The organism is Roseateles toxinivorans, assembly GCF_004362525.1.
Classification (GTDB): Bacteria; Pseudomonadota; Gammaproteobacteria; order Burkholderiales; family Burkholderiaceae_C; genus Paucibacter; species Paucibacter toxinivorans.
Genome location: NZ_SNXS01000018.1, coordinates 14,452 through 36,334, shown reverse-complemented (window position 1 = coordinate 36,334; position 21,883 = coordinate 14,452). Strand labels below are relative to the sequence as shown.

19 protein-coding genes are annotated in these 21,883 nt (G+C 66.6%); 9 read left to right on the top strand and 10 right to left on the bottom strand.

What is annotated here, in order from left to right:
- The first annotated feature begins 18 nt into the window (after positions 1–18).
- The 3 genes from DES47_RS28015 (at position 19) to DES47_RS28005 (ending at position 5,456) form a co-directional block, all read left to right on the top strand.
- Positions 19–975: a Kelch repeat-containing protein gene (locus tag DES47_RS28015; RefSeq protein ID WP_166652227.1), complete on the top strand. Its 957-nt coding sequence runs from the start codon at positions 19–21 to the stop codon at positions 973–975.
- A 153-nt stretch (positions 976–1,128) separates the two neighbouring features.
- Positions 1,129–2,001 (top strand): transporter substrate-binding domain-containing protein, encoded by an 873-nt coding sequence (locus DES47_RS28010; protein WP_133704087.1) that lies wholly within the window; start codon positions 1,129–1,131, stop codon positions 1,999–2,001.
- Positions 1,998–5,456 carry a PAS domain-containing hybrid sensor histidine kinase/response regulator gene (locus DES47_RS28005; protein ID WP_133704086.1) on the top strand — a complete coding sequence of 1,153 codons (3,459 nt, stop codon included), beginning with the start codon at positions 1,998–2,000 and terminating at the stop codon, positions 5,454–5,456. The genes DES47_RS28010 and DES47_RS28005 overlap by 4 nt, the downstream gene beginning before the upstream one ends.
- Before the next feature lie 4 nt (positions 5,457–5,460).
- Here the strand turns inward: DES47_RS28005 and DES47_RS28000 are convergent, their stop codons facing one another.
- From DES47_RS28000 to DES47_RS27990, 3 genes are read right to left on the bottom strand one after another with little or no spacing between them, the layout of a single operon-like run.
- Positions 5,461–6,015: a DUF5655 domain-containing protein gene (locus tag DES47_RS28000; protein ID WP_133704085.1), complete on the bottom strand. Its 555-nt coding sequence runs from the start codon at positions 6,013–6,015 to the stop codon at positions 5,461–5,463.
- A 24-nt stretch (positions 6,016–6,039) separates the two neighbouring features.
- Positions 6,040–6,558: an SRPBCC domain-containing protein gene (locus tag DES47_RS27995; protein ID WP_133704084.1), complete on the bottom strand. Its 519-nt coding sequence runs from the start codon at positions 6,556–6,558 to the stop codon at positions 6,040–6,042.
- Positions 6,551–6,940: an ArsR/SmtB family transcription factor gene (locus tag DES47_RS27990; RefSeq protein ID WP_133704083.1), complete on the bottom strand. Its 390-nt coding sequence runs from the start codon at positions 6,938–6,940 to the stop codon at positions 6,551–6,553. The genes DES47_RS27995 and DES47_RS27990 overlap by 8 nt, the downstream gene beginning before the upstream one ends.
- A gap of 105 nt (positions 6,941–7,045) precedes the next feature.
- Between DES47_RS27990 and DES47_RS27985 the strand changes: the two genes are divergently transcribed.
- Positions 7,046–7,660, top strand: coding sequence for a LysE family transporter (locus DES47_RS27985; RefSeq protein ID WP_133704082.1), 615 nt, complete (start codon positions 7,046–7,048; stop codon positions 7,658–7,660).
- Positions 7,661–7,751: 91 nt separating this feature from the next.
- Positions 7,752–8,969, top strand: coding sequence for a WD40/YVTN/BNR-like repeat-containing protein (locus DES47_RS27980; RefSeq protein WP_133704081.1), 1,218 nt, complete (start codon positions 7,752–7,754; stop codon positions 8,967–8,969).
- 252 nt (positions 8,970–9,221) lie between these two features.
- Here DES47_RS27980 and DES47_RS27975 read toward each other — a convergent pair whose 3' ends face one another.
- The 6 genes from DES47_RS27975 to DES47_RS27950 all read right to left on the bottom strand — a co-directional run bounded on the left by DES47_RS27975 (position 9,222) and on the right by DES47_RS27950 (position 16,100).
- Entirely contained in the window at positions 9,222–10,397 is a 1,176-nt protein-coding gene (locus tag DES47_RS27975; RefSeq protein ID WP_133704080.1) for an ABC transporter substrate-binding protein, read from the bottom strand.
- A 27-nt stretch (positions 10,398–10,424) separates the two neighbouring features.
- On the bottom strand, positions 10,425–12,287 hold the full coding sequence (locus tag DES47_RS27970; RefSeq protein WP_133704079.1) for an AMP-dependent synthetase/ligase: 1,863 nt from the start codon (positions 12,285–12,287) through the stop codon (positions 10,425–10,427).
- Between the two features lie 7 nt (positions 12,288–12,294).
- Positions 12,295–13,068, bottom strand: coding sequence for an ABC transporter ATP-binding protein (locus DES47_RS27965; protein WP_133704078.1), 774 nt, complete (start codon positions 13,066–13,068; stop codon positions 12,295–12,297).
- Positions 13,065–13,865 (bottom strand): ABC transporter ATP-binding protein, encoded by an 801-nt coding sequence (locus tag DES47_RS27960; RefSeq protein ID WP_133704077.1) that lies wholly within the window; start codon positions 13,863–13,865, stop codon positions 13,065–13,067. The genes DES47_RS27965 and DES47_RS27960 overlap by 4 nt, the downstream gene beginning before the upstream one ends.
- A 280-nt stretch (positions 13,866–14,145) precedes the next feature.
- Positions 14,146–15,222 carry a branched-chain amino acid ABC transporter permease gene (locus DES47_RS27955; protein WP_133704076.1) on the bottom strand — a complete coding sequence of 359 codons (1,077 nt, stop codon included), beginning with the start codon at positions 15,220–15,222 and terminating at the stop codon, positions 14,146–14,148.
- Positions 15,222–16,100: a branched-chain amino acid ABC transporter permease gene (locus DES47_RS27950; RefSeq protein ID WP_133704075.1), complete on the bottom strand. Its 879-nt coding sequence runs from the start codon at positions 16,098–16,100 to the stop codon at positions 15,222–15,224. Before DES47_RS27950 ends, DES47_RS27955 begins: the two co-directional genes overlap by 1 nt.
- A 173-nt stretch (positions 16,101–16,273) precedes the next feature.
- On the opposite strand from DES47_RS27950, the gene DES47_RS27945 reads away from it, so the two are divergent.
- The 4 genes from DES47_RS27945 to DES47_RS27930 all read left to right on the top strand — a co-directional run bounded on the left by DES47_RS27945 (position 16,274) and on the right by DES47_RS27930 (position 19,871).
- A complete protein-coding gene (locus tag DES47_RS27945) occupies positions 16,274–16,897 on the top strand; it encodes a TetR/AcrR family transcriptional regulator (protein WP_133704074.1) in 624 nt (207 codons plus the stop codon).
- A gap of 406 nt (positions 16,898–17,303) precedes the next feature.
- Positions 17,304–18,695 carry an acyclic terpene utilization AtuA family protein gene (locus tag DES47_RS27940; RefSeq protein ID WP_133704073.1) on the top strand — a complete coding sequence of 464 codons (1,392 nt, stop codon included), beginning with the start codon at positions 17,304–17,306 and terminating at the stop codon, positions 18,693–18,695.
- On the top strand, positions 18,692–19,072 hold the full coding sequence (locus tag DES47_RS27935; protein WP_133704072.1) for an AtuA-related protein: 381 nt from the start codon (positions 18,692–18,694) through the stop codon (positions 19,070–19,072). The genes DES47_RS27940 and DES47_RS27935 overlap by 4 nt, the downstream gene beginning before the upstream one ends.
- 10 nt (positions 19,073–19,082) lie before the next feature.
- Positions 19,083–19,871: a crotonase/enoyl-CoA hydratase family protein gene (locus DES47_RS27930; protein ID WP_133704071.1), complete on the top strand. Its 789-nt coding sequence runs from the start codon at positions 19,083–19,085 to the stop codon at positions 19,869–19,871.
- On the opposite strand, the gene DES47_RS27925 is transcribed toward DES47_RS27930, so the two are convergent.
- Positions 19,845–21,563: a 2-isopropylmalate synthase gene (locus DES47_RS27925; protein ID WP_133704109.1), complete on the bottom strand. Its 1,719-nt coding sequence runs from the start codon at positions 21,561–21,563 to the stop codon at positions 19,845–19,847. The genes DES47_RS27930 and DES47_RS27925 overlap by 27 nt on opposite strands.
- Positions 21,564–21,883: the final 320 nt, after the last annotated feature.

Below are 21,883 nucleotides of genomic sequence, written 5' to 3'. Positions count from 1 at the left end.
CTGCTCACGGAGTGCCACATGATGCCCGCACGCTTGCTGCTGCTTGCCCTGACTGTCCTGCTGAGCCCGGCCCATGCCGCGCCGGACCCCAGGGGCAGCTGGAGCGCAGCGCCACCGATGCTGCAATCGCGCGCCGCCCATGCGGTGGTCGGCGACGAGCAGGCCCTGTTCGCGCTTGCCGGTACCGGGGCCGGCGGACGCCCGGTGCTGGAGATCGAACGTTTCGATGGCAGCCGGTGGCAAGTGATCGGACGCCTGCCGGGCCAGGGCTTGAACGCTCCGGCGGCGGTCCTGCTTCAGGGCCAGATCTATCTGATCGGCGGCTTCGGCAGCAGCAGCAATCTGCCCAGCAGCCAGGTGCTGCGCTACGACATCAAGACTGCGCAGTGGAGCGAGGCCCCACCGCTGCCGGCCCCACGCGGCGGTCATGGCGCGGCGGTGCTGGACGGGCGCATCCACATCATCGGCGGCGGCAACTCCGAACGCACACTGAACCTGCACACGCGCTATGACCCGGCGACGCAGCGCTGGCAAGACCTGGCGCCACTGCCGCGGGCCCAGGGCAGCCCGGCGGTGGCCGTGCAGGGCGGCCGGCTCTACGCCATTGGAGGGCGCAGCGGCCATCAGGACTTTGGCGAGGTCCATGTCTACGAGCCGGCCACCGACAGCTGGAGCCGCGGCCCGGACATCTCGCCGCGCGGCACCGCCGGCGCCGTGAGTCATTGCGGTGGCCTGCTGCTGTTCGGCGGCGAGTCCCAGGCCAGCCACACCAGCCTGGGCGAGGTCTTGCGATTGCGTCCGGAGAGCCGGCAATGGGAGGCGCTGAACCCCATGCCCACGCCGCGCAACTTCGCCCGTGCCCTGCCATTCGGAGCTGCGATCTATGTGGTTGGCGGCTCGCCCACGGCGGGCAGCAGCCACGAGTCAGCCGGCAGCGCCGTGGTGGAGCGCCTGGACCTGCCCTGCCCCCCTTGAGGGGACCGGGCGGGGCGCCGATGCCACAGCCCGCAGTTTTTCGCCCCAGTGGGGGAACCCTCTGCTAATCTGCCCCATCGACACAAAATATCAGGGAGCCGTCGATATGGTGGACAGCCATTTGAGCGTGCGGCCGCGGTGCGAGGCCGACTCATGAAGGGGGCCTGGAGCTGGCCGCGCCTGCTGATCCTGCTGCTGTTGGGGGTCTTGTCGCCGGCGCTGACCTGGCTGGTGCTGGGTCGCGCACATGACGCCTCACTGGAGCGTCTACAGGAGCGCGGCGTGCTGCGCGTCGGCTATGCCGTCGAGGCCCCCTATGCTCTGGTCGGGCCCGGCGCCGAGGTCACCGGGGAGTCACCCGAAACAGCCCGTCGCATCGCCGCACGCCTGGGCCTGAACCGGATCGAGTGGGTGCAGGTGCCCTTCGGTGAGCTGATCCCCAGCCTCAACGAGCGTCGCTTCGACATGATTGCCGCCGGCCTGTTCGTCACCGCCGAGCGTGCCGACAAGCTCCGCTATGCCGACCCCAGCGTGCGCGTGCTGCCAGGCTGGCTGGTACGCAAGGGCAATCCCAAGGGCCTCAGCTCCTATCGCGCCGCGGCCGGCCGCCGCGACGTGATGATCGCGGTCCTGCAGGGCTCCGTCGAGCAGCAGCGGCTGGGCGAGCTGGGCCTGCCCAAGACCTTGATGCTGGCCGTGCCCGATGCCCAGGCAGGCCGCTCTGCCCTGGCCAAGGGCGCGGCCGATGCGCTGGCCCTGTCACTGCCGACCACCCGCTGGATCGCCAACAGCAGCCCCGAGACCTTCGAGGCCCTGCCGGACCTGGCGGCCGAGAGTCACGCCGCCCGGGCCGACTGGGTGGCATTCGCCTTCCACCGCGAGGACCTCGGCCTGCAGCAGGCCTGGAACCAGGCCCAGCGCGGCTGGATCGGCAGCGCCGAACACGCCCGCCTGGTGCGCCGTTTCGGCTTTGCCCGCGACGACCTCGGCGGCGAGGTGCGTGTTGAGGAACTGCTCAAGCGATGAGTGCCACGTCCTCCTTGCCGGCGGCGCACCGGCGCAGCGCCTGGATCTGGATCAGCCTGGCCAGCGCGCTGCTGGTCTCGGGGCTGATCGCGGGGCTTCACTTCTACCAGCGTGACCGGATGGAACGTGCGACCGCCCTGGTGCAGGACCTGGGCCGTGCCGGTGACGACCTGGCCACCGGTTTCTTGCACGTATCCCTCGGCGGTTCGGCCGACGAGCCCTGGCAGCGCGATCAAGGCCTGGCCCTGCTGGCCCAGGCGCTGGATGCCTATGAGCGGAATGCCAGGTCGCTGGACGCCGACATCCCGGAGTCGCAAGCCCTGCGCGCTCGGGTGGATGCGATGCGTCGCATGCTGCGCCAGACCGATGCCGAGGACGGTGGCTCGATCTACGACCTGAAGCTCGACATGCGCCTGGCCATGTACCAGCTGAACCAGACGGCGGCGCAGCTGGACAAGAGGGTCAGGCATGAACTGTCGGCACTGGCCGCCCACCTGGACCTGGTCTTCCGCGTCGGCCTGGCGCTGTCGGTGCTGCTGCTGGGCGCGATCTGCGCCGCCGTCTATCGGGCCGAGCGGGCCCGCGCCCGGGCCGACCGTGAACTTGATCGCCACCGCCACCATCTGCAGGAGCTGGTGGATTCGCGAACCCAGGCCCTGCAGCAGGCGCTGCAGGAGCGCGAGGAGAGCGACGCCTTTGTGCGCACCGTGTCCGACAACCAGCCCACCTTGATCGCCTACTGGGATCGCGATCTACGTCTGCGTTTTGCCAACCGCGCCTATCTGGCCTGGTTCGGCCGCAGCCGCGACGAGGTGCTGGGGCTGCGCATCCCCGAGGTGCTGGGCGAGGCCTTCTTCGAGCGCCAGCAGGCCAGCATCGCCAAGCTGCTGGCCGGCGAGACCTTGGCGGGCAGCTACGACATGCCCGGTGCCGGCGGCAGGCAAGGCCACTTCTGGAGCTACCGCCTGCCCGATGTGCGCGAGGGCCAGGTGCGCGGCTACTTCTTCTTTGCCACCGACGTCAGCGAGGTCAAGCAGTCCGAACGCCGGGTCGCAGAGCTCAACGCGGCGCTGACCCAGGCCGAGCAGTTCATGCGCACCATCGCCGACAACAGCCCCGGCCGCATCGTCTACTGGGACCGCGAGATGCGCTGCCGCTTTGCCAACCGCACCTTCTTCGAGTGGTTCGGCAAGACGCCGGAGCAGGTGCTGGGCCGAACCGCCGAGGAGATCTTCGGCCACGAGCGCAGGCGCCTGCAGGCGCAGCGGATCGAGGCCACGCTGAACGGCGAGGCCCAGACCTTCGAGCGCGAGGAGCAGGGCCCGGGCGGCACGCCGGCCATCACCCGCCTGCACTACATCCCCGACCTGCGCGAAGGCCAGGTGCAGGGCTTCTTCGTGCACACCATCGACGTCACCGCCGCCAAGGCCGCCGAGCAGCGCCTGCAGCAGCTCAATCAGGCGCTAACTGAGGCGCTGGACCGGGCCGAGCAGGCGACCCGCACCAAGAGCGCCTTCCTGGCCAATATGAGCCACGAGATCCGCACGCCGATGAATGCCATCATCGGCCTGACCCATCTGCTGCTGCGCGAGCAGCCGCTGCCCCAGCAGCGCGAGCGCCTGAGCAAGGTGGCCGACGCCGCCCAGCACCTGCTGAACCTGATCAACGACATCCTCGACCTGTCCAAGATCGAGGCCGGCAAGCTGAGGCTGGAGCAGGTGGATTTCTCGCTCGACTCCATGCTCACCCGCGCCCTGGCCCTGGTGGCCGACAAGGCCCACGAGAAAGGCCTCGAACTGGTGGTCGACACCGACCACATGCCCGGCCTGCTGCGCGGCGACCCGACCCGGCTGTCGCAGGCGCTGCTGAACCTGCTCAGCAATGCGGTCAAGTTCACCGAGAGCGGCTCGATCACCCTGCGGGCAGATCTGCTCAGCGACACGCCCGCCGGCCTGCGCGTGCGCTTCGGAGTGCGCGACACCGGCATCGGCATTGCCGCAGACAAGCTGGGCGGCCTGTTCAACGCCTTCGAGCAGGCCGACAGCTCGACCACCCGCCGCTTTGGCGGCACCGGTCTGGGCCTGGCCATCACCCGCCAACTGGCCGAACTGATGGGCGGTACGGCCGGTGCCCATAGCGTGCCAGGTCAGGGCAGCCAGTTCTGGCTGGAGATTCAGCTGGCCCATGCCAGCGGGGGCCAGCCGCCGCTGCGCAACGCCCTGATGACGGGTCTGCGTGGCCTGGTGGTGGACGATCTTCCCGAGGCACGGGAAGCCTTGAGCGAGATGCTGCGCGGGCTGGGCCTGCACACCGATACGGCCGAGTCGGGCACGCAGGCGCTGGACTTGCTGGCCCTGGCCGGGGGCAGCGGTCATCCCTATGACGTGCTGGTGCTGGACTGGTTGATGCCGGGCATGGACGGTCTGGATATGGTGCGGCGACTGCGCCAGGTGCCCGGTGGCTGGGACTCGCGTCCGGCCTGTGTGATGGTCAGCGCCCAGGATGACCCGCAGCTCTGGGGGCAGGCCCATGCGCTGGGCGTGAGCAGGCTGCTGATCAAGCCCGTGTCGCGCTCCAGCCTGCACGATGCGCTGCTGCAGTTGCTGGTCAACGCCCTGCCCCAAACGGTGTCGGAGCCCCAGGCCAGCGGCGAAACCGAGCAGGCTCTGCGTCGCCTGGCACCGGGCCTGCGCGTCTTGCTGGCCGAGGACAATTTGATCAATCAGGAGGTGGCCACGGCCTTGTTGCAGGCCGTCGGCCTGGCGGTGGACGTGGCCGGCAACGGCCGCGAGGCGCTGGCCATGGTGCAGCAGCAGACCTACGCACTGCTGCTGATGGATGTGCAGATGCCCGAGATGGACGGCCTGGCGGCAACCCGGGCGCTGCGCGCGCTGCCTGCGGGTCGCCAGCTGCCCATTCTGGCGATGACCGCACACGCCTTCGGCGAGGACCGCGAGGCCTGCCTGCAGGCCGGCATGAACGATCATGTGGCCAAGCCCGTGGACCCCCGGCTGCTGTACGAAGCCTTGCTGCGCTGGCTGCCTCAGGCCCCGCCGCTGTTGCAGGCGGCGGAGTCCTTGCCACCCGCGTACGTGTCCTTGGAGGCGCAGGCGCTGGTCGGCATTGAAGGGCTGGACAGCGTCGCCGGCCTGCATGCCTGCGGCGGCCGCTGGCCCCTCTACCGCACGGTGCTGCACAAATTCGTGCAGATGTATGGACCGGGCCTGCCCGAGCTGGCCGACGAAGCGCCGACAGCCACCTCGCTGCGCCAGGCCGCGCACTCGTTACGTGGCGCCAGTGCGGCCATTGGCGCCACGGCCGTGCAAATGCTGGCGGCGCGGCTGGAGCAGTTGTCGGACCCCGGCCGCGACGCGCTGGCGCTGGCAGACGCAGCCAAGGAGCTGCGTGTGAGCCTCGAGACCTTGGTCCAGAAGCTGCAGCAGCGCCTGCGTTGACCGCTCAGCCGGCCGCGTCAAAGGCCGCACGCAACCAGGCCAGCAGATCGGCGTCGATGTCCTCCGGCCTGCCCAGGCGGGTGCTGTACTGGCACATCCCGCCCGGGGGAATCACCTTGAGCCGCGCATGGATGGGCAACTGCTTGACGTTGAGGCCCAGCTCCAGCACGTCCTTGGTGGCCGGGCCCAGTGTGGCGAACTGCTTCTTGCGGCGCAGGCTCACATTGGCCTTCTTGGGCGCAATCTCGTAGGGGCCGAAGGCGTTGATGGCGGCGATCACCGCCTCGTGCAGCGGCCGCAGATGGGCCTTGGGCCCGGTGTAGATCGCGTCCAGCGGATCGGCCTCGGCAGCCGGGGTCGGGTCTTGCGAGGCCAGGGTGACCACGGTGTTGGCATCGCCATAGCCCAGGCCCAGGGTCTGCATCAGCAGGTTGCGCTTCTCGCCATGCTTGGCCAGGCCGCTGGCGGCGAGCAGCTGGCGAAAGCTCGCCAGGTTGTGACCGGTTTTGGTCTCGATATTGCGCAGCTGGGTTTGCAGCGCGGCATTGGGATCGCTCATCAGGCTCTCCTCCGGTTGGGCCACTCACAGCGGCCAATGGCGGGACTGGGTCTTGGCCGGCAGCACAAACTCCAGCCAATCGAACATCAGGTACATCAGCCGAATGCCCAGGCTCGGCCTGCCGGTCTCGGCAATGGACTTGAGGTTGTTGAGAATCATCGTGCCGCCGCCTTGCATGCTCTTGGCCGTGGCCGTGCCGGGCGGCATGCCGATCACGCGCAGCGTCACCTCGACGCTGGCACCGACCTGCTTCAGCTCATAGGCTACCTGGCAGACCGGATCGTCGTGCTGGGTGAAGCGGTGGGTGTGCACGAAGCGGTGCGGCGGGTTGAACTCGACCACCTCGCCGACCACCAGCACATGCTTGCCGGTGCCGGTACGCATCTGCATCGCCGCCCCCGGCACCAGGCCGCCGCGCGTGTGCAGCCAGGCATTGAATACAGCGCCCTGGGCGGCGTCGGTCTTGGTCAGCTCATGCCAGACGCGCTGGATGTCGGCCTTGATCAGGATGCGGAACACCGCGTCGGGGGTCTGTTCAGCCATGGCGGCCTCCTGCTTTCTTGCGCTTAGGCAAGGGTGTGACCAGCGCCCCCTCGGCGCTGTATTTGAGCTGGGTCAGCTGGGCCGCCCAGTAGGCGCTGTATTCCGTGGTCCAGCGCTCATGTATCCAGTGGATCGGCGTGGGGTCGAACCACAGCAGCTTCTCGCGGCCCACGCGCTCGGCGATCACCAAGCCGGCGCGCTCCAGGGTGGCGATATGCTTCATCACGGCAAAGCGCCCCAGGTCAGCCTCCAGCAACTCGCAGAGGTGGTTGACATTGCAGCCGGGCTCCTGCTTCAGCGCGTCCAGCATGCGTCGACGCAGCTCGGAGGCCAGCGCAAAGAACAGCGCATCGAGTTGATCGGCGTCGGGTGCGGCACTCATATGTGCCAACATGGTCACATGTTGATGGGGCTGCTGTCAAGCGGCGACTTCGGGGCCTTGCGCTAAGCTGGCCGCTTCCAAGCAAGCAAGGCTCAGGAGCACCCCATGTTCGGCATCGCAGACTACGGCGCCTTCGTCGCCGCCATCATCGTCTTCCTGATGATTCCCGGTCCGGGCAACCTGGCCCTGATCACCTCCACCGGCAAGGGCGGCATCCCCGGCGGCCTGGCCGCGACGCTGGGCGTGATCGCCGGCGACCAGGTGCTGATGTGGCTGGCCGTGGCCGGTGTGGCCGCCCTGCTCAATGCCCATCCCGACGTGTTTGCCACCGTGCAGTGGCTGGGTGCGGCCTATCTGGCCTGGCTGGGTTTCATGATGATCAAGGCCAAGCCGGGGGCCAAGCCACTGCTGGACATACGGCCCGGCCAGTACTTCCGCCAGGGCATGCTGATCACCCTGCTCAACCCCAAGGCGATCGTGTTCTACATGGCCTTCTTCCCGCTGTTCGTCGATCCGGCCCGCCACCAGGGCCTGCGCACCTTCGCCGCGATGGCGGTGACCATCGCCGCGTTGACCTTTGCCTACGGCCTGGTGATGACCCTGCTGACGCACCATCTTGCCGAGCGGCTGCGCGCCAATCCGGCTATTTCCAAGCTGCTGGAGCGAATCGCCGGCGTGTTCCTGATCGGGTTTGGCATTAAGCTGGCGTTGAGCAAGTAGGTGAAACGTCGCGGGCACGATGCGCCCAAGGGCAGGACGATGTCATGAAGCGCTAGATGAAGTGGGATAATATCCCACTCATCAAAACCATATGACGCTCGTCCGAGCGCTGTCGCCCATGCGCCATTGCCCCTCAACTCGCGTTCGCCCCTGGCTCGCGGTCGCCTTGATCGCCCCGCTGCTGTTCGCTTGCGGCGGCAGCACCAGCGACCCGGAGCCCACCAAGATCGAGCTGATGCTGAGCACCGACCGCGGCCTGCAGAGCATCGTCTTTGACGGGGGCCAGGCCTATCTGTCGCAGTCCAACAGCGACACCCAGGCCAGCCGAGTGATGCGCACCGACGCCGCCATCACCGTCGGCGCCGCCTGGCAGGCGCTGGACATGGGTGCCTGCGCCCTGCCCGCCAACCCCAGCGGCGATCGGCTCGATGCCGGCGTACTGCAACGCGCAGGTGGCAAGACCTGGCTTCTTCAGGGGCCGGCTCAAAGCGACGCCCAGCACACGCTATGCTTGCTGGACAGCACCGGCAGCAGCTGGCTGCCCAAGGACGCCGGCCTCAAGGTCTGCTACCCGGGCTATTGCGACACCATGTGGGCCAGCGAGCTCAAAGCCGTAGGCACGCGCCTGTTCAGCAATGCCGGCGCCGGGCCCAATCTGCTGGTGTCCGACGATCAGGGTGCGCACTGGCGGCCGCTGCTGGGCCAGATGGATCCGATGATCTGCACCCATCAGTCCTTCCACATCGTCGGCTCGCGGGTGCTGGTGGGCGGCGAATGCCCGCTGGACATGGCCTATGTGCGGGCCTACGGTTTGAGCGTGGATGGCGGCCAGCTGAGCTCGCCCAACCCGCTGCCGATGCAACTGCCCGAGCTGGAGAACCGCAATGTGCACTTCATCGAGTCGGTGCCAGGCACGCAACGCGTGTTCGTCGGCGTCGAGGGCGGGCTGCTGCGCAGCGACGACGGCGGCCAGGCCTTCAAGTTCGTGCTGCGCCAGCCCTTGAGCGGCGGCACCGGCTACCCCTACATCACCGCCCTGCTGTCTCCGGCCGGCAAGCCGAACCGGGTCATCGCCGCCGGCTTCGACAAGGCCGCGGGCAAGCCCTATCTGACCTGGAGCGACGACGGCGGCGAGCGCTGGACCGAGCTGTCCGCCCTGCTGCCGGGTTATACAAAGCCCGCCGGCAGCGAAAGCACCTCCCAGGTGACCTCGCTGACCGAGGACGCCCAGGGCCGCATCTGGCTGACGGTCAACGAGGACCTGGGGCGCAAGGGGCGGTTGTTGAAGCTGAGCTTGGGTGCCTTTTGAGTTCCAGCTCTCATTCCGTTTGAAATCGCTCATCACGGCTGGCGGCGGCGCAGGCACAGCCCCACCAGCCGCCGGGCTTCAGTGCGGGGGTCGACTGGCGGGGCTGTGCCTGCGCGGAGGCAGTGTGGCGTGGGGGGAGTGGCGTGCCACCGGCGACGCCGGCTCGCCATGCGCAAGAGAGCGGGGGCTGCGGTCAAGCTACAGAAAGGAAAGCCGCCCGAAGGCGGCTCTCTTCTAAGTTCACGCCAATCCTCAAGGCTTGACGTAGTCCGACACCACCTTCCACTTCGCATCCTGCAGTTGCGACAAGCGCGAGACATCGCTGCCCAGGTGCTTGGTGGGGCTGAAGGTGCCCTCGGCGCTGCCGAAGATGTCGGGCGGGATGACCATCGAATCCATGGCCTTGACGAAGGCGTCGGTGGTCAGGTTCTTGCCGGCCTTCTGCGCGCCGCGGATGAAGGCATCGATGGCGTTGTAGCCATAGATCGAGAACACCGTCGGGTCGTCGTTGTACTTGGTCTTGTACTTGTTGGCCCAGAAGCGTATCGGCTGCGAGGCCTCGTCCAAGTAGGGGTTCTGCACCGTCATGGTCGCGTACAGGCCGTCCATGGCCTTGCCGCCGAGCTTGTGTATCAGGTCGGTGTAGGCGGCGCTGGAGCCGAGGAAGGTCGGGTTGAAGCCGGTCTTCCGCGACTCGCCTATGGTGCCTATCGTTTCGCGGATGATGGTGCCCAGCACGACGAAGTCGCAACCGGCGGCCTTCATGCGCGCCACCTGCGACGAAAACTCGGTCGCGCCGCGCTTGAAGCTGGTTTTCTCGGCAATCTCCATGCCGGCTGTCTTCAGCCCGGCTTCGGCGCCGCGCAGCACCTCAAGGCCGAACTCGTCGTCCTGGTAGATGCTGCAGACCTTCTTGGCGGCCTTTTCCTTGACCAGCTTCGGGACAGCCAGGCGCATCTGGTCGAAGTAGGTGGCGGCGAACGAGTACTTCAGCTTGTGCAGCGGTTCGTACATTTCGCGCGCGGCGGTGATCGGGAAGAAGTTGATCACGCCCTTCTCGAACTGGATCGGCATGGCGGCCATATTGCCGGCCGTACCCAGATGGCCGATGACGGCGAAGACCTTGTCCTGATTGACCAGCTTCTGCGCGGCCAGCACGGCGCGCTTGGGGTCGTAGCCGGAGTCCTCGATCACCAGCTTGAGCTTGCGGCCGTTGACGCCGCCCTGCTCGTTGATCTCGTCGATGCGCAGATTCATGCCCAGGCGTATCTGCTTGCCGAAGCCGGCCAGCGGGCCCGACAGATCCTGGATCGAGCCGACGACGATCTCGTCCTTGTTGACACCCTGGGACTGCGCCTGCGCCAGCCCAGACATTAACCCCAGGCTCAAGCCGGCGGCACATACCAAGACTGAGAACTGCTGCTTCATCACTGTCTCCTTGTTGTGGGTGGGCTATCAAGCACCACGGTACATCGAATCAATCAGCGCGGCGTACTTCTGCTGCACGAACGAGCGCTTGAGTTTCATCGTCGGCGTCAACTCCTCGTCCTCGGCACTGAGCTGGTTCTCCAGCAGCCGGAACTGCTTGATCTGCTCGACGCGGGCAAACTTCTTGTTGACCTTGTCCAGCTCGGCCTGTATCAGGTCCTGAACCGCTTGAGTGCGCGTCAGGCTGGTGTAGTTGGAGAAGGGCACGTCATGGTCCTGGGCGAATTTCTCGACGTTCTCCTGGTCGATCATGATCAGCACGGTCAAGTAGGCACGCTTGTCGCCAATCACCACCGCGTCGGTGATGTAGGGCGAGAACTTCAGCTCGTTTTCCAGCTCGCTGGGCGTGATGTTCTTGCCGCCAGCGGTGATGATGATGTCCTTCATCCGGTCGGTGATGCGGAAATACCCTTCCGCGTCGACCGTGCCCACATCGCCGGTGTGCAGCCAACCGTCGGCATCAATCGTCTCGGCCGTCTTCTGCGGCTGGTTCAGATAGCCCATGAAGACATTGCGGCCGCGTATTAGCAGCTCTGAGGTGGCCGGGTCCAGCCGCACCTCGACGCCATCGGCCGCGCGGCCTATGGTGCCCGGCCGCAGCTGGTTGGGCAGCATCACCGTGCCCAGGGCGCAGGACTCGGTCTGCGCCCAGCCCTCCAGCATCGGCACACCCAGGCTCAGATACCAGCGTATCAACTCGGGCGAGATCGGCGCCGCGCCGGTGAGCAGCGCCCGGCAGCGATGGATGCCGATCAGCTTGCGCACATTGTTCAGCGCCAGCCAGCGGGCGATAGTGAACTTCGCCTTCAGTCCGCCATCGACCGGCTCGTTGGCCAGCACCTTCTCGGCCACCCGTGCGCCGACGCCGATCGCCCAGCCGTAGGTCAGCTGCTGCAGCGGCGTGGCTTCCTTGATGGCAATCGCCACGGAGGAATAGAACTTCTCCCAGACGCGGGGCACGGCAAAGAAGATCGTCGGTGCGATCTCGCGCACGTTCTCGGCCACGGTGTCGGGGTTCTCGACGAAGTTCAGCACCGCGCCCGAATAGATCGCCGAATAGGCACCGACCATGCGCTCGGCGATATGACACAGCGGCAGAAAGCACATGCGCTCGTCGCGGGCGTCCTGCGGCAGCCAGCCTATCGACTGGCGCATCGAAAACGCCAGGCCGCCATGGCTGTGCATCGCGCCCTTTGGCTTGCCGGTGGTGCCCGAGGTGTAGACCAGGATGGCCAGGTCCTCGGGCCCGCGGCTGGCGCGGAGCGTGTCGAACAGCCCCAGATGCTGCAGGTCGTGCGCACGACCCAGCTCGCGCAGCGCAGCCAGGCTGATCACGCCCGGATCCTCGAAGCGGTGCAGGCCCTCCATGTCGAAAACGACGATCTTCTTCAGCAGCGGCAGCTGGGCGCGCACGCTCAGCGCCTTGTCGAGCTGCTCCTCGTCTTCGACAAACAGCACCGATGTGGCAGAGTCCTCGCACAGATAGTGCACCTGGGTCGGCGCATCGGTCGGGTAGATGCCATTGGTCACGCCACCGGCCGACTGTATGGCCACATCCACCAGCACCCATTCGACCACGGTGTTGGCCAGTATCGAGGCCGTGTCGCCCGGCTCGAAGCCCAAGGCGGCCAGGCCCATGGCGATCTCGCGCACCGCCACGCCGGTCTCCTGCCAGCTCCAGCTGTGCCACAGGCCCAGCACCTTCTCGCGCATGAAGACGCGCTCGCCGCGCGCCTCCACCGCGTTCCAGAACAGCTCTGGCAGCGTCTCGCCGGCCAGCCCCTGTGTGCTGGTCGGCATCGCTTCACTGGCATCCCATAGATTGCTCATAGCTGTTCTAGCGCCACGTCTTCTTTTTCTTCCAGCGCTGGCCTTCGCGGGCGCCGGTTTCCTTCATGCCCAGATAGAACTCCTTGATGTCGTCCTTCTCGCGCAGCCTTGCGCAGGTATCTTCCATGACGATGCGGCCGTTCTCCAGCACATAACCGTAGTCGGCCGCGTTCAAGGCCATGTTCGCGTTCTGCTCGACCAGCAGCATCGTCGTGCCGCGCTCGCGGTTGATGCGCACGACGATCTCGAAGATCTCCTTGGTCAGCTTAGGGCTCAGGCCCAGGCTGGGTTCGTCGAGCAAGATCAGATCGGGCGCCGCCATCAGCGCCCGCGAGATCGCCAGCATCTGCTGCTGCCCACCCGACAGCAGGCCGGCCGGCTGCAGCGCCCGCTCCTTCAGGATCGGGAAATAGCCGAACACCAGGGCCAGGTCACGCGCCACGCCATCCGGGTCGCGCCGGGTGTAGGCGCCCATCGCCAGGTTGTCGCGCACCGACAGCAGCGGGAACACCTCGCGCCCCTCCGGCACGTGGCTCAGGCCGCGCTGGACGATCAGCGCCGGGTCCATGGCGGTGATGTTCTCGCCCTTGAAGTCGATGGTGCCCTTGCGCGGATCGAGGATGCCCGAGATCGTCTTCAGGATCGTCGACTTGCCCGCGCCATTTGCGCCCAGCACGGTGGCAATCTCACCCTGGCGCACCTGCAGGCTGACACCCTTGACGGCCTTGATCGGGCCATAGGCGCTCTCCACATTCGACAGCTTCAGGATCACGGTGCTCATGCGACGGGCCTCCGCAACGACGATGCATCATCAGCCGTGCCCAGATAGGCCTCGATCACCGCCGCATCCGCCTGCACCTCGGCCGGCGAGCCCATCGCCACCCGCTCGCCCTGGTTCATCGCCAGCACCCGGTCCGAGACCTTGGACACCAGGGACATATCGTGCTCGACCATCAGCACGGTGATGCCCAAATCTTTCTGGATGTCCTGGATCCAGAAGGCCATGTCATTGGTCTCCTCGGCGTTCAGGCCGGACGATGGTTCGTCGAGCAGCAACAGCTTCGGTTCAGTGGCCAGCGCGCGGGCCAGCTCCACCACCTTGCGCACGCCATACGGCAGGCCGGCAACCAGCGTGTCGCGGTAGTGGGCCAGGTCCAGAAAGTCGATCACCTCCTCGACCTTGTGGCGGGTCTGGCGCTCGGCCTCGCGCACACGATTCGTGAACAGCAGCTCGCGCCACAGGCTGCGCGGATGGTGGATGTGGCGGCCGATCAATAGGTTCTGCAGCACCGTCGCATGCTCGAACAGCTCGATGTTCTGGAAGGTGCGCGCAATGCCCAGGCCGGCCACCTGATGCGGCGGCACGCGGCTCAGCGGCTTGCCTTCGAACTGTATCGAGCCAGTGGTCGGCGTGTACAGGCGGCTGATCAGGTTGAAGACGGTCGTCTTGCCGGCACCGTTGGGGCCGATCAAGGTGAACACCTCGCCGCGCCGCACGTCGAAGCTCACCTTGTTGACGGCCAGCACACCGCCGAAGCGGACGCTGAGCTCGTGGGCGGAAAGCAGTGTTTCGCTCATTTCAGGTGCCCCACTGCGCTTGGAGCGACACGCGACACCATTCGAACTGTGTAGCGGCAGGGACGATGGCGCGCCGGCCGCTGCGGGCTGAAGCCTTGCCCGGCCCTGGACGGACCGGACTCCGGCTTCCTTATGCCCGCCGCGACCGGCACACCCTCGCCCCTGCTGGCACCGGCGTGCACGGCGCGCACGAATTTGGGTTGCGGGCCATCAGCGCATCCGCAGAGGGGGTGGCCGGCCCCGCGCCCCCTCTGCCGCCACAATGACAAGTCGAGCAGATTCATTTCAGGCGATCCGACTTCTGGAACGACTTCTGCCGCTTGAACAGGCCCTGGCGGTAGAACGGGAACAGCTGGAACCAGGTGCGTATCTTCAGCCAGCGGCCATACAGGCCCAAGGGCTCGAACAGCACGAAGACGATCAGCACCAGGCCATAGACCACCGCCTGGAGGCCAGGCGCCTGACCGACGGCCTCGGGCAGATAGTCCTTGGCCAGCGTGATCAGCTGCGGCATCGTGATCAGGAAGATCGCGCCCAGAAAGGCGCCGTGCACCGAGCCGACCCCGCCGATGACGATCATCAACAGCAGGTCGATCGACTGCAGGATGTTGAACTGGTCGGGCGACAGGAAGCGGATCTTGTGCGCATACAGGGCCCCGCCGATGCCGGCCATACCGGCCGACAGCGCGAACGACAGCGTCTTGTAATAGGCCAGGTGGATGCCCATGCTCTGCGCCGAGACCTCGGAGTCGCGTATCGCCACAAAGGCCCGGCCCGTCGGCGAGCGCAGCAGGTTCAGCACCGCCAGGGTGCAGCCCACGGCGCAGACCAGACAGACGAAGTAGAAGGCCTCGGCACTGTCGAACGACCAGCCGAAGGCCTGCAGGCTGGCCACCGCCTTGCCGGCATTGCCGCCGGTCACGCTCTCCCAGCGCGCGAGTACCTCCTCGACGATGGCCGCGAACGACAGCGTCGCGATGCCGAGATAAATGCCCTTAACCCGCAGCGCCGGCAGGCCCACCATCGCGCCCACAATGGCCGACAGCAGGGCCGCGACGGCCATGGACACAGGGAACGGCCAGCCCTTGGCCGCCAACACCGCCTGGGTATAGGCACCAACGCCCAGAAACGCCGCATGGCCGATAGAGAACAGCCCGGTGAAGCCCGACAGCAGCATCAGCCCCAGGCCGACGATGCCGTAGATCAAGACGAAGGTCAGCTGTGCCAGCCAGTAGTCGGGGAAGGTCCAGGGCGCCGCCACCAGCAGCAGCAGCAGCGCGCCATACCAGCCGATATGGCCGCCGTGCTTGGCCAGGTTGATGTCCTGGTCGTAGCGGGTTTTGAAGAGGAATCGCATCAGACCTTCTTGCGCAGGCTTTCGCCGAACAGCCCGTTCGGCTTGAACATCAGCATCACCAGCACCACCACATAGGCCGCCACGTCCTTGAAGCCCTCCGGCAGATAGAAGCCCGACAGCGCCTCGACCAGGCCGATCACCAGCCCCCCGACGATGGCGCCCGGCAGGCTACCGAAGCCGCCGACCACCGCGGCAGGAAAGGCCTTCAAACCGATGAAACCCATGTTCGCGTGGACGAAGGTGATGGGCGCCAGCAACAGGCCGGCCAGCGCCGCCACCGCAGCGGCCAGGGCCCAGACCAGGCCGTTCAGTCGTTTGACCGGAATGCCCATGTAGTAGGCCGCGATCTGATTCTGCGAGGCCGCCTGCATGGCAATGCCGACCCGGCTGTATTTGAAGAGGGCAAACAGCGTCGCACACAGCACGGCGGTCGTGGCCACAATCACCAGTTGCTCCACCGCCAGCACCACGCCGCCAAACTCCAGCACCTCGCCCTTGTAGGGCACGTCGAGCGCCCGGGTGTCGGTGCCCATGCCGGGAATCATCGTGATCGCGCCACGCGCGACGTAACCTATGCCTATCGTCAGCATGACGATCGAAAACGCCGGCTGGCCGAGGATGGGGCTGACCACCAGCCGCTCCAGCAGCATGCCGAACAGGCCCATGGCCAGAATCACCGACGGCACGGTGATCCAGAACGGCAGGCCGGCCACCGTCAGCAGGGTCAGGCCCAGAAAGGCGCCCAGCATCATCAGATCGCCCTGGGCGAAGCTGACGGTCTCGGTGGCCTTGTAGATCAGGCAAAAGCCCAGCGCAATCAGGCCGTAGATACAGCCTTGCGCCACGCCCCCCATCAAGACCTGCAGTACCTGGGCCATTTGCAAAGCGCCTGTCTCCTGGCGAAAACTCTTTTGGCGGATAGCTCGCATTGCACTGGGTGGCGCCGGTTGATATGCTGGCAACACCAAGGCAAGCAAGCAATTGCTTTCCTGTTTACTTTGTTCGCTTTGTACAGAAGGGCTCACCTGCTGTGTGCCCGGAGAAACCCGACATGCCCGGCCCCCGCCGCAAGACCGCGCCCGAGCGCAACGATGACAACCCTGCCAATCGCCGCGAAGACTTGGTCCGCGTGGCGGCCCGTTTGTTCCGCGAGAAGGGCTTCGACGGCACGACGGTGCGCGACATCGCCACGGCCGTGGGCATGCGCTCCGGCAGCCCGTTCTACCACTTCGCCAACAAGCACGAGCTCCTGATGGCGGTGATGGAAGAAGGCCTGCGCCTGGGCCTGGAACGCAGCGAGGCGGTAATCGAAGATGCGGGGCTGCCGGCCATGGAACGCTTCAAACGCCTGGTGCGCACCCACTACGGCATCCTGCATGACACCGGCAGCGACTTCATCCCGGTCATGCTCTACGACTGGCGCTCGCTGCCCGACCAGTACAAGCGCCGCATCATCGAGCTGAAGGACCGCTATGACGATATCTGGCAGTCGACACTGGAAGACTTGCAGCGCCAGGGCCTGATACGCACCGATGCCAAGCTGGCGCGGCTGATGATTCTGGGCGCGATCAATTTCTCGGCCACCTGGTACCACGCCCGCTCACGTGCCAAGAACGCCGTCAGCCTGGACGCACTGGCCGAGCAGACGGTGGCCCTGGTCACCCATCCGACTTGAAAGCTGAAGTGAGACTGATCGACTTGCCACGGTGTGCTGGGCGCCTCGCTGCGAAGGTGCGGCAGAGGGGCCGGGGGGCCGGCCACGACGGGCTGAAGCTTGGGCCGTTCCTGAACGGACCGACCTCCAGCTTCTTGATGCCCGCCGTGGCCAGCCCCCCGACCCCTCCACGATGCGCTGGTGGCCGCCAAACCCGCACAGTGCCCGTGTCTTGCCGCCTTGCGAGCCTACACAGCCGCAACAGCTGGGATGCGGGCGTGCCGGTCGCAGCGGGCATAAAGAAGCCGGAGTCCAGTCCGTTCAGGACAGGACAAGGCTTCAGCCCGAAGCGGCCGGCGCGCCCGCATCTCAGCCGCTACAAGCTGAATTTGTCGGGTGCCACACCAAGCGCACGGGAGCATGTGAGATGAAGAAGATCCGCCTCGCCGCAGGTCTCGGCTTCTACGGCGACAACTGGGAGCCGATACGCGCGGCGATCGAGTTCGGCGAAGTGAACTACGTCTGCTCCGATCATCTGGCCGAACTGACCCTGGCCATTCTGCGCAAGGACCAGGCCAGAGACCCGGCCGCAGGGTTCACCCGCGACCTGGTGCCGATGCTCAGCGCCCTGTGGCCGATGGCACAACAGGCCGGCGTCAAGTTCGTGCTGAATGCCGGTGGCCTGAATCCCGGCGGTGCCCGCGATGCGCTGCTCGCTGCCTTCAAGGCCAAGGGCTGGACGGCACGCATCGCCGTCGTCACCGGCGACGCCCTGCTCGACCACATCGACGACCTGCGCGCCCAGGGGCAAGACCTGGCACACCTCGACACCGCTGCACCTATCGACGAGGTGCACGAGCGACTGGTCTTCGCCAACGCCTATCTTGGTGCCGCGCCCATCGTCGAGGCGTTGGCCAGCGGCGCCGACATCGTGCTGACCGGCCGCGTGGCCGACGCCGCGCTGTTCCTGGCGCCCTTGATACATGAGTTCGGCTGGTCGCTGCAACCCGGCGACGCCGAAGGCTGGAGCCGTCTGGCGCAAGGCCTGTGCGTCGGTCATCTTCTGGAATGCTCGGGCCAGGGTGCCGGTGGCAATTTCGGCTCGGCAGGTGCCTGGCAGAAGGTGCCGGACCTGACGCACATCGGCTACCCCATCGCCGAGGTGTTCGAAAACGGCAGCGCCATCATCACCAAGGCGCCGGGCACCGGCGGCCGCATCAACTTTCATACCGTGCGCCAGCAACTGCTCTACGAGGTGCACAACCCGCAGCGCTATCTGTCGCCCGATGTGGTGCTGGACATGAGCACGATCCAGCTCGACGAGCTGGGTGGCAACCGCGTGCGCCTGCGCGGCGCCAGCGGCTCGGCACCACCGGCAACGCTGAAGCTGGTGGCCGGCTACGAGAACGGCTGGATGGGCTCGGCCGTGCTCGGCTTTTGCTGGCCCGACGCGATGGCCAAGGCACGCGCCGTGGTCGCCTCCATCAAGACGCAGATGGACGAGAAACGGATGCGCCACGAGGAGCTGCACGTCGAGTTCCTGGGCCATGACAGCTTTCTGGGGCCGCACGCCGACAGCACGCGCGAGGCCGAGCTGAACGAGGTCTGGCTGCGCATGGCGGTGCGGGCCTCCGACAAACGCGTCGCCGACGCCTTCCCTCGGCTTTTTCCCTGGATGGCCCTGTCCGGCCCACCCTTCATGGGCGGCTTTCATGGCATCCAGCCGGCCAGCCAGTTGCTGGGGCTGTGGCCCAGCCAGGTGGCTCGTGAGCTGATCGAGCCGCTTGTGAAGGTCGAGCTGAGCGAGGTGCAACCATGAAGCTGCGCCTTGCAGCCATCGCCCACGCCCGCAGCGGCGACAAGGCCGACCGCGCCGACCTGGGCCTGTTCGCCTGGGATGCCGCAGGTTACGCGACGCTCTCTCGCGTCATCACCCGCGAGCGCATCGCCGCGCACTTTGCCCATCACCTGGGCAGCGCCGACGCCGGCCGCGTCGACCTCTACCTCCTGCCCAATCTGCTGGCGATCAAGCTGGTGCTCAACGGCGCGCTGAACGGTGGTGCGGCGCTGAGCCTGCGCAGCGACAACCTGGGCAAGACCCTGGGTGCGCAGCTGCTGCGCATGGAGGTCGAGTTGCCCGATGACGAGGCGGCCCTCGTGCAGGCCGGCGTCAAGTTGGCGCTGGAGAACTTCTAGGGGCGCTGCCATGGAAGAGGACTGCGTGCTGCTTGAGGTCGATGGTCCGGTCTGGACCCTGACCCTGAACCGGCCCGAGGCACGCAATGCCATCGACGGCGCCACCGCGCGCCGCCTGCTCGAGCTGTTCACCGCCTTCGATGCCGATATCAGCGCCCATGTGGCCGTACTCACAGGCGCAGGCGGCCATTTCTGCGCCGGCGCCGACCTGAAGGCCTTGGCCAGCGGGGAGCCGCAGCGCGTGCTGAAGGTCGATGCCGATATGCTCGCCCACGGTCCGCTGGGCCCGACGCGCATGCTTCTCGGCAAGCCGGTCATCGCCGCCATCAGCGGCTATGCCGTCGCCGGTGGCCTGGAGCTGGCGCTGTGGTGCGATCTGCGCGTGGCCGACCCGACAGCCCAGCTGGGCGTGTTCTGCCGCCGCTTCGGCGTGCCGCTGGTCGATGGCGGCACGGTGCGCCTGCCGCGGCTGATCGGCGAAAGCCGTGCGCTCGACATGATCTTGACTGGCCGCGCCGTCGCCGCCGACGAGGCGCTGCAGTTCGGCCTTATCAACCGTCTGGTGCCCGAGGGCCAGGTCTTGATCGCCGCCCAGCAACTGGCCCGCGAACTGGCCGCCCTGCCCCAGCACTGCCTGCGCAATGACAGGCGCAGCGCGCTGGGCCAGAGCGGGCTGGCGTTCGACGCGGCGATGGCCGAGGAAACTCGGCTGGGCCTGGCGACCCTGGCCAGCGGCGAGACGCTGCAAGGCGCCGGCCGCTTTGCCTCGGGTTCAGGCCGGCACGGCGGCGTGGCCTGATTCAGCCACACGATCGCTCAGCAGCTCCGGCTGCGCCTGCAGCAGCCGGTTCAAGCCGCTCAGCACCGCCAACACACTGGCAGTGACCGTGTTCACGTGCCGCCCGGCGCCGAAGCGCGCGCCAGTGACTCCACCACAGGCCAGCTCGACCAGGGCCAGGGCGGTGGCATCGGCGCCGCTGCCCAGTGCGCGCTCCTCGAACGAGTCCAGGCGAAGCGCGAGGCCAAAGCCTTCGGCCAGCGCCGTCACCGTGGCCGCGATCGGGCCATTGCCGCTGCCCTGTATCTGGCGGCGCTGGCCCTGCACGCTCAAGTCCAGCGTCACACCCTGCTCGCCCTCGCTGTCAAACAGCTGATGGCCGTGGTACTGCAGCAGGCCCGTCACGCCCAGATAGGTGTGATCGAACAACTGCCACAGCTGATCCACCGTGACCTCGGCCTCGCTGGCATCGCTGAGGCGCTGCACAACGGCGCTGAACTCGACCTGCATGCGCCGCGGCATCACCAGGCCCTTGTCGCGTTCCATCAAGAAGGCAATGCCACCCTTGCCCGACTGGCTGTTGACGCGGATCACGCTGTCATAGCTGCGGCCCAGGTCCGCCGGGTCGATAGGCAGATAGGGCACGGCCCAGGGGGCGTCGGGGCGCTGCGCGGCAAAGCCCTTCTTGATCGCATCCTGGTGCGATCCAGAGAAGGCGGTATAGACCAGATCGCCGGCATAGGGATGGCGCGGATGGATGGGCAGTTGCGTGCACTCCTCCGCCACGCGTGCCACGGCATTGATGTCGGAGAAGTCCAGCCCCGGATGCACGCCCTGGGTGTACATATTCAAGGCCAGGGTCACGATGTCGACGTTGCCGCAGCGCTCGCCATTGCCGAACAGACAGCCCTCGACGCGCTGCGCACCGGCCAGCATCGCCAGCTCGGCCGCCGCCACACTGGTGCCGCGATCATTGTGCGGGTGCACGCTGAGAATCACATGCTGGCGATGCGTCAGATGGCTGCTCATCCATTCGATCTGGTCGGCGAACACATTGGGCATGCTGGCCTCGACCGTGGTCGGCAGATTGATGATGACCTTGCGCTTCTCGCTGATGCCCCAGGCATGCATGGCCGTGTGGCAGGCGCGCAGCGCCACGCCGAGTTCGGTGGCAGAGAAGGTCTCGGGCGAGTACTGCAAGATCCATTCGGTCTCGGGATGGGCATCGGTGAGCCGGCGCAGATAGCGCACATGGTGCTCGATCAGCTGCATCACCTGCTCGACACTCATGCCGAACACCACCTCGCGCCACAGCGGTGCGGTGGCGTTGTACAGATGCACGATGGCCCGTTTGGCGCCGACCAGCGACTCGACGGTGCGCGCGATCAGGTCCTCGCGCATCTGCGTCATCACCATCGGCGTCACGTCGGTCGGGATCTGGTGTGTGGCGATCAGGCCGCGCACGAAGTCGTAGTCGATCTGCGAGGCGGCCGGGAAGCCGAGCTCGATCTCCTTGAAGCCTATCTGCACCAGCTGCTGGTACAGGCGCTGCTTGCGCGCCAGGTTCATCGGTTCGAACAGGGCCTGGTTGCCGTCACGCAGATCGGTGGAGAGCCAGATCGGTGCCTGCTGCAGGCGACGGTTGGGCCATTGGCGGTCGGGCAGGCCGGCAATCGGCGCCGGGCGGTATTTGGTCGCGGGATTGGAAATCATCGTCATGGTGGCCATCACTTGGCTGGGTCTGGACCCTCGTCAGAGGCAGGTCAAGACAAATTGAAGATCGTTGCGCCTTCGCCCCTGCAGCGCACTCGTCACGAGTGCGCTGTTGTGATGGCCGGGGTCAGGGGGAGAAGTGTCCTACTGCTTGAGTCAGCGCAGGCATGCAGATGCAGCGCACAGACCCCGGCCGGGTACTAGACGTAGTGCTAGACCAAGCGCGTTGATGGGGGTGGCGGCGAAATGCATGGCGATCAGGTTAACCGATGGTTTGCTCGCGCGTCAAGAAAAAGGCCCGGGGTCACCGGGCCTTCTGA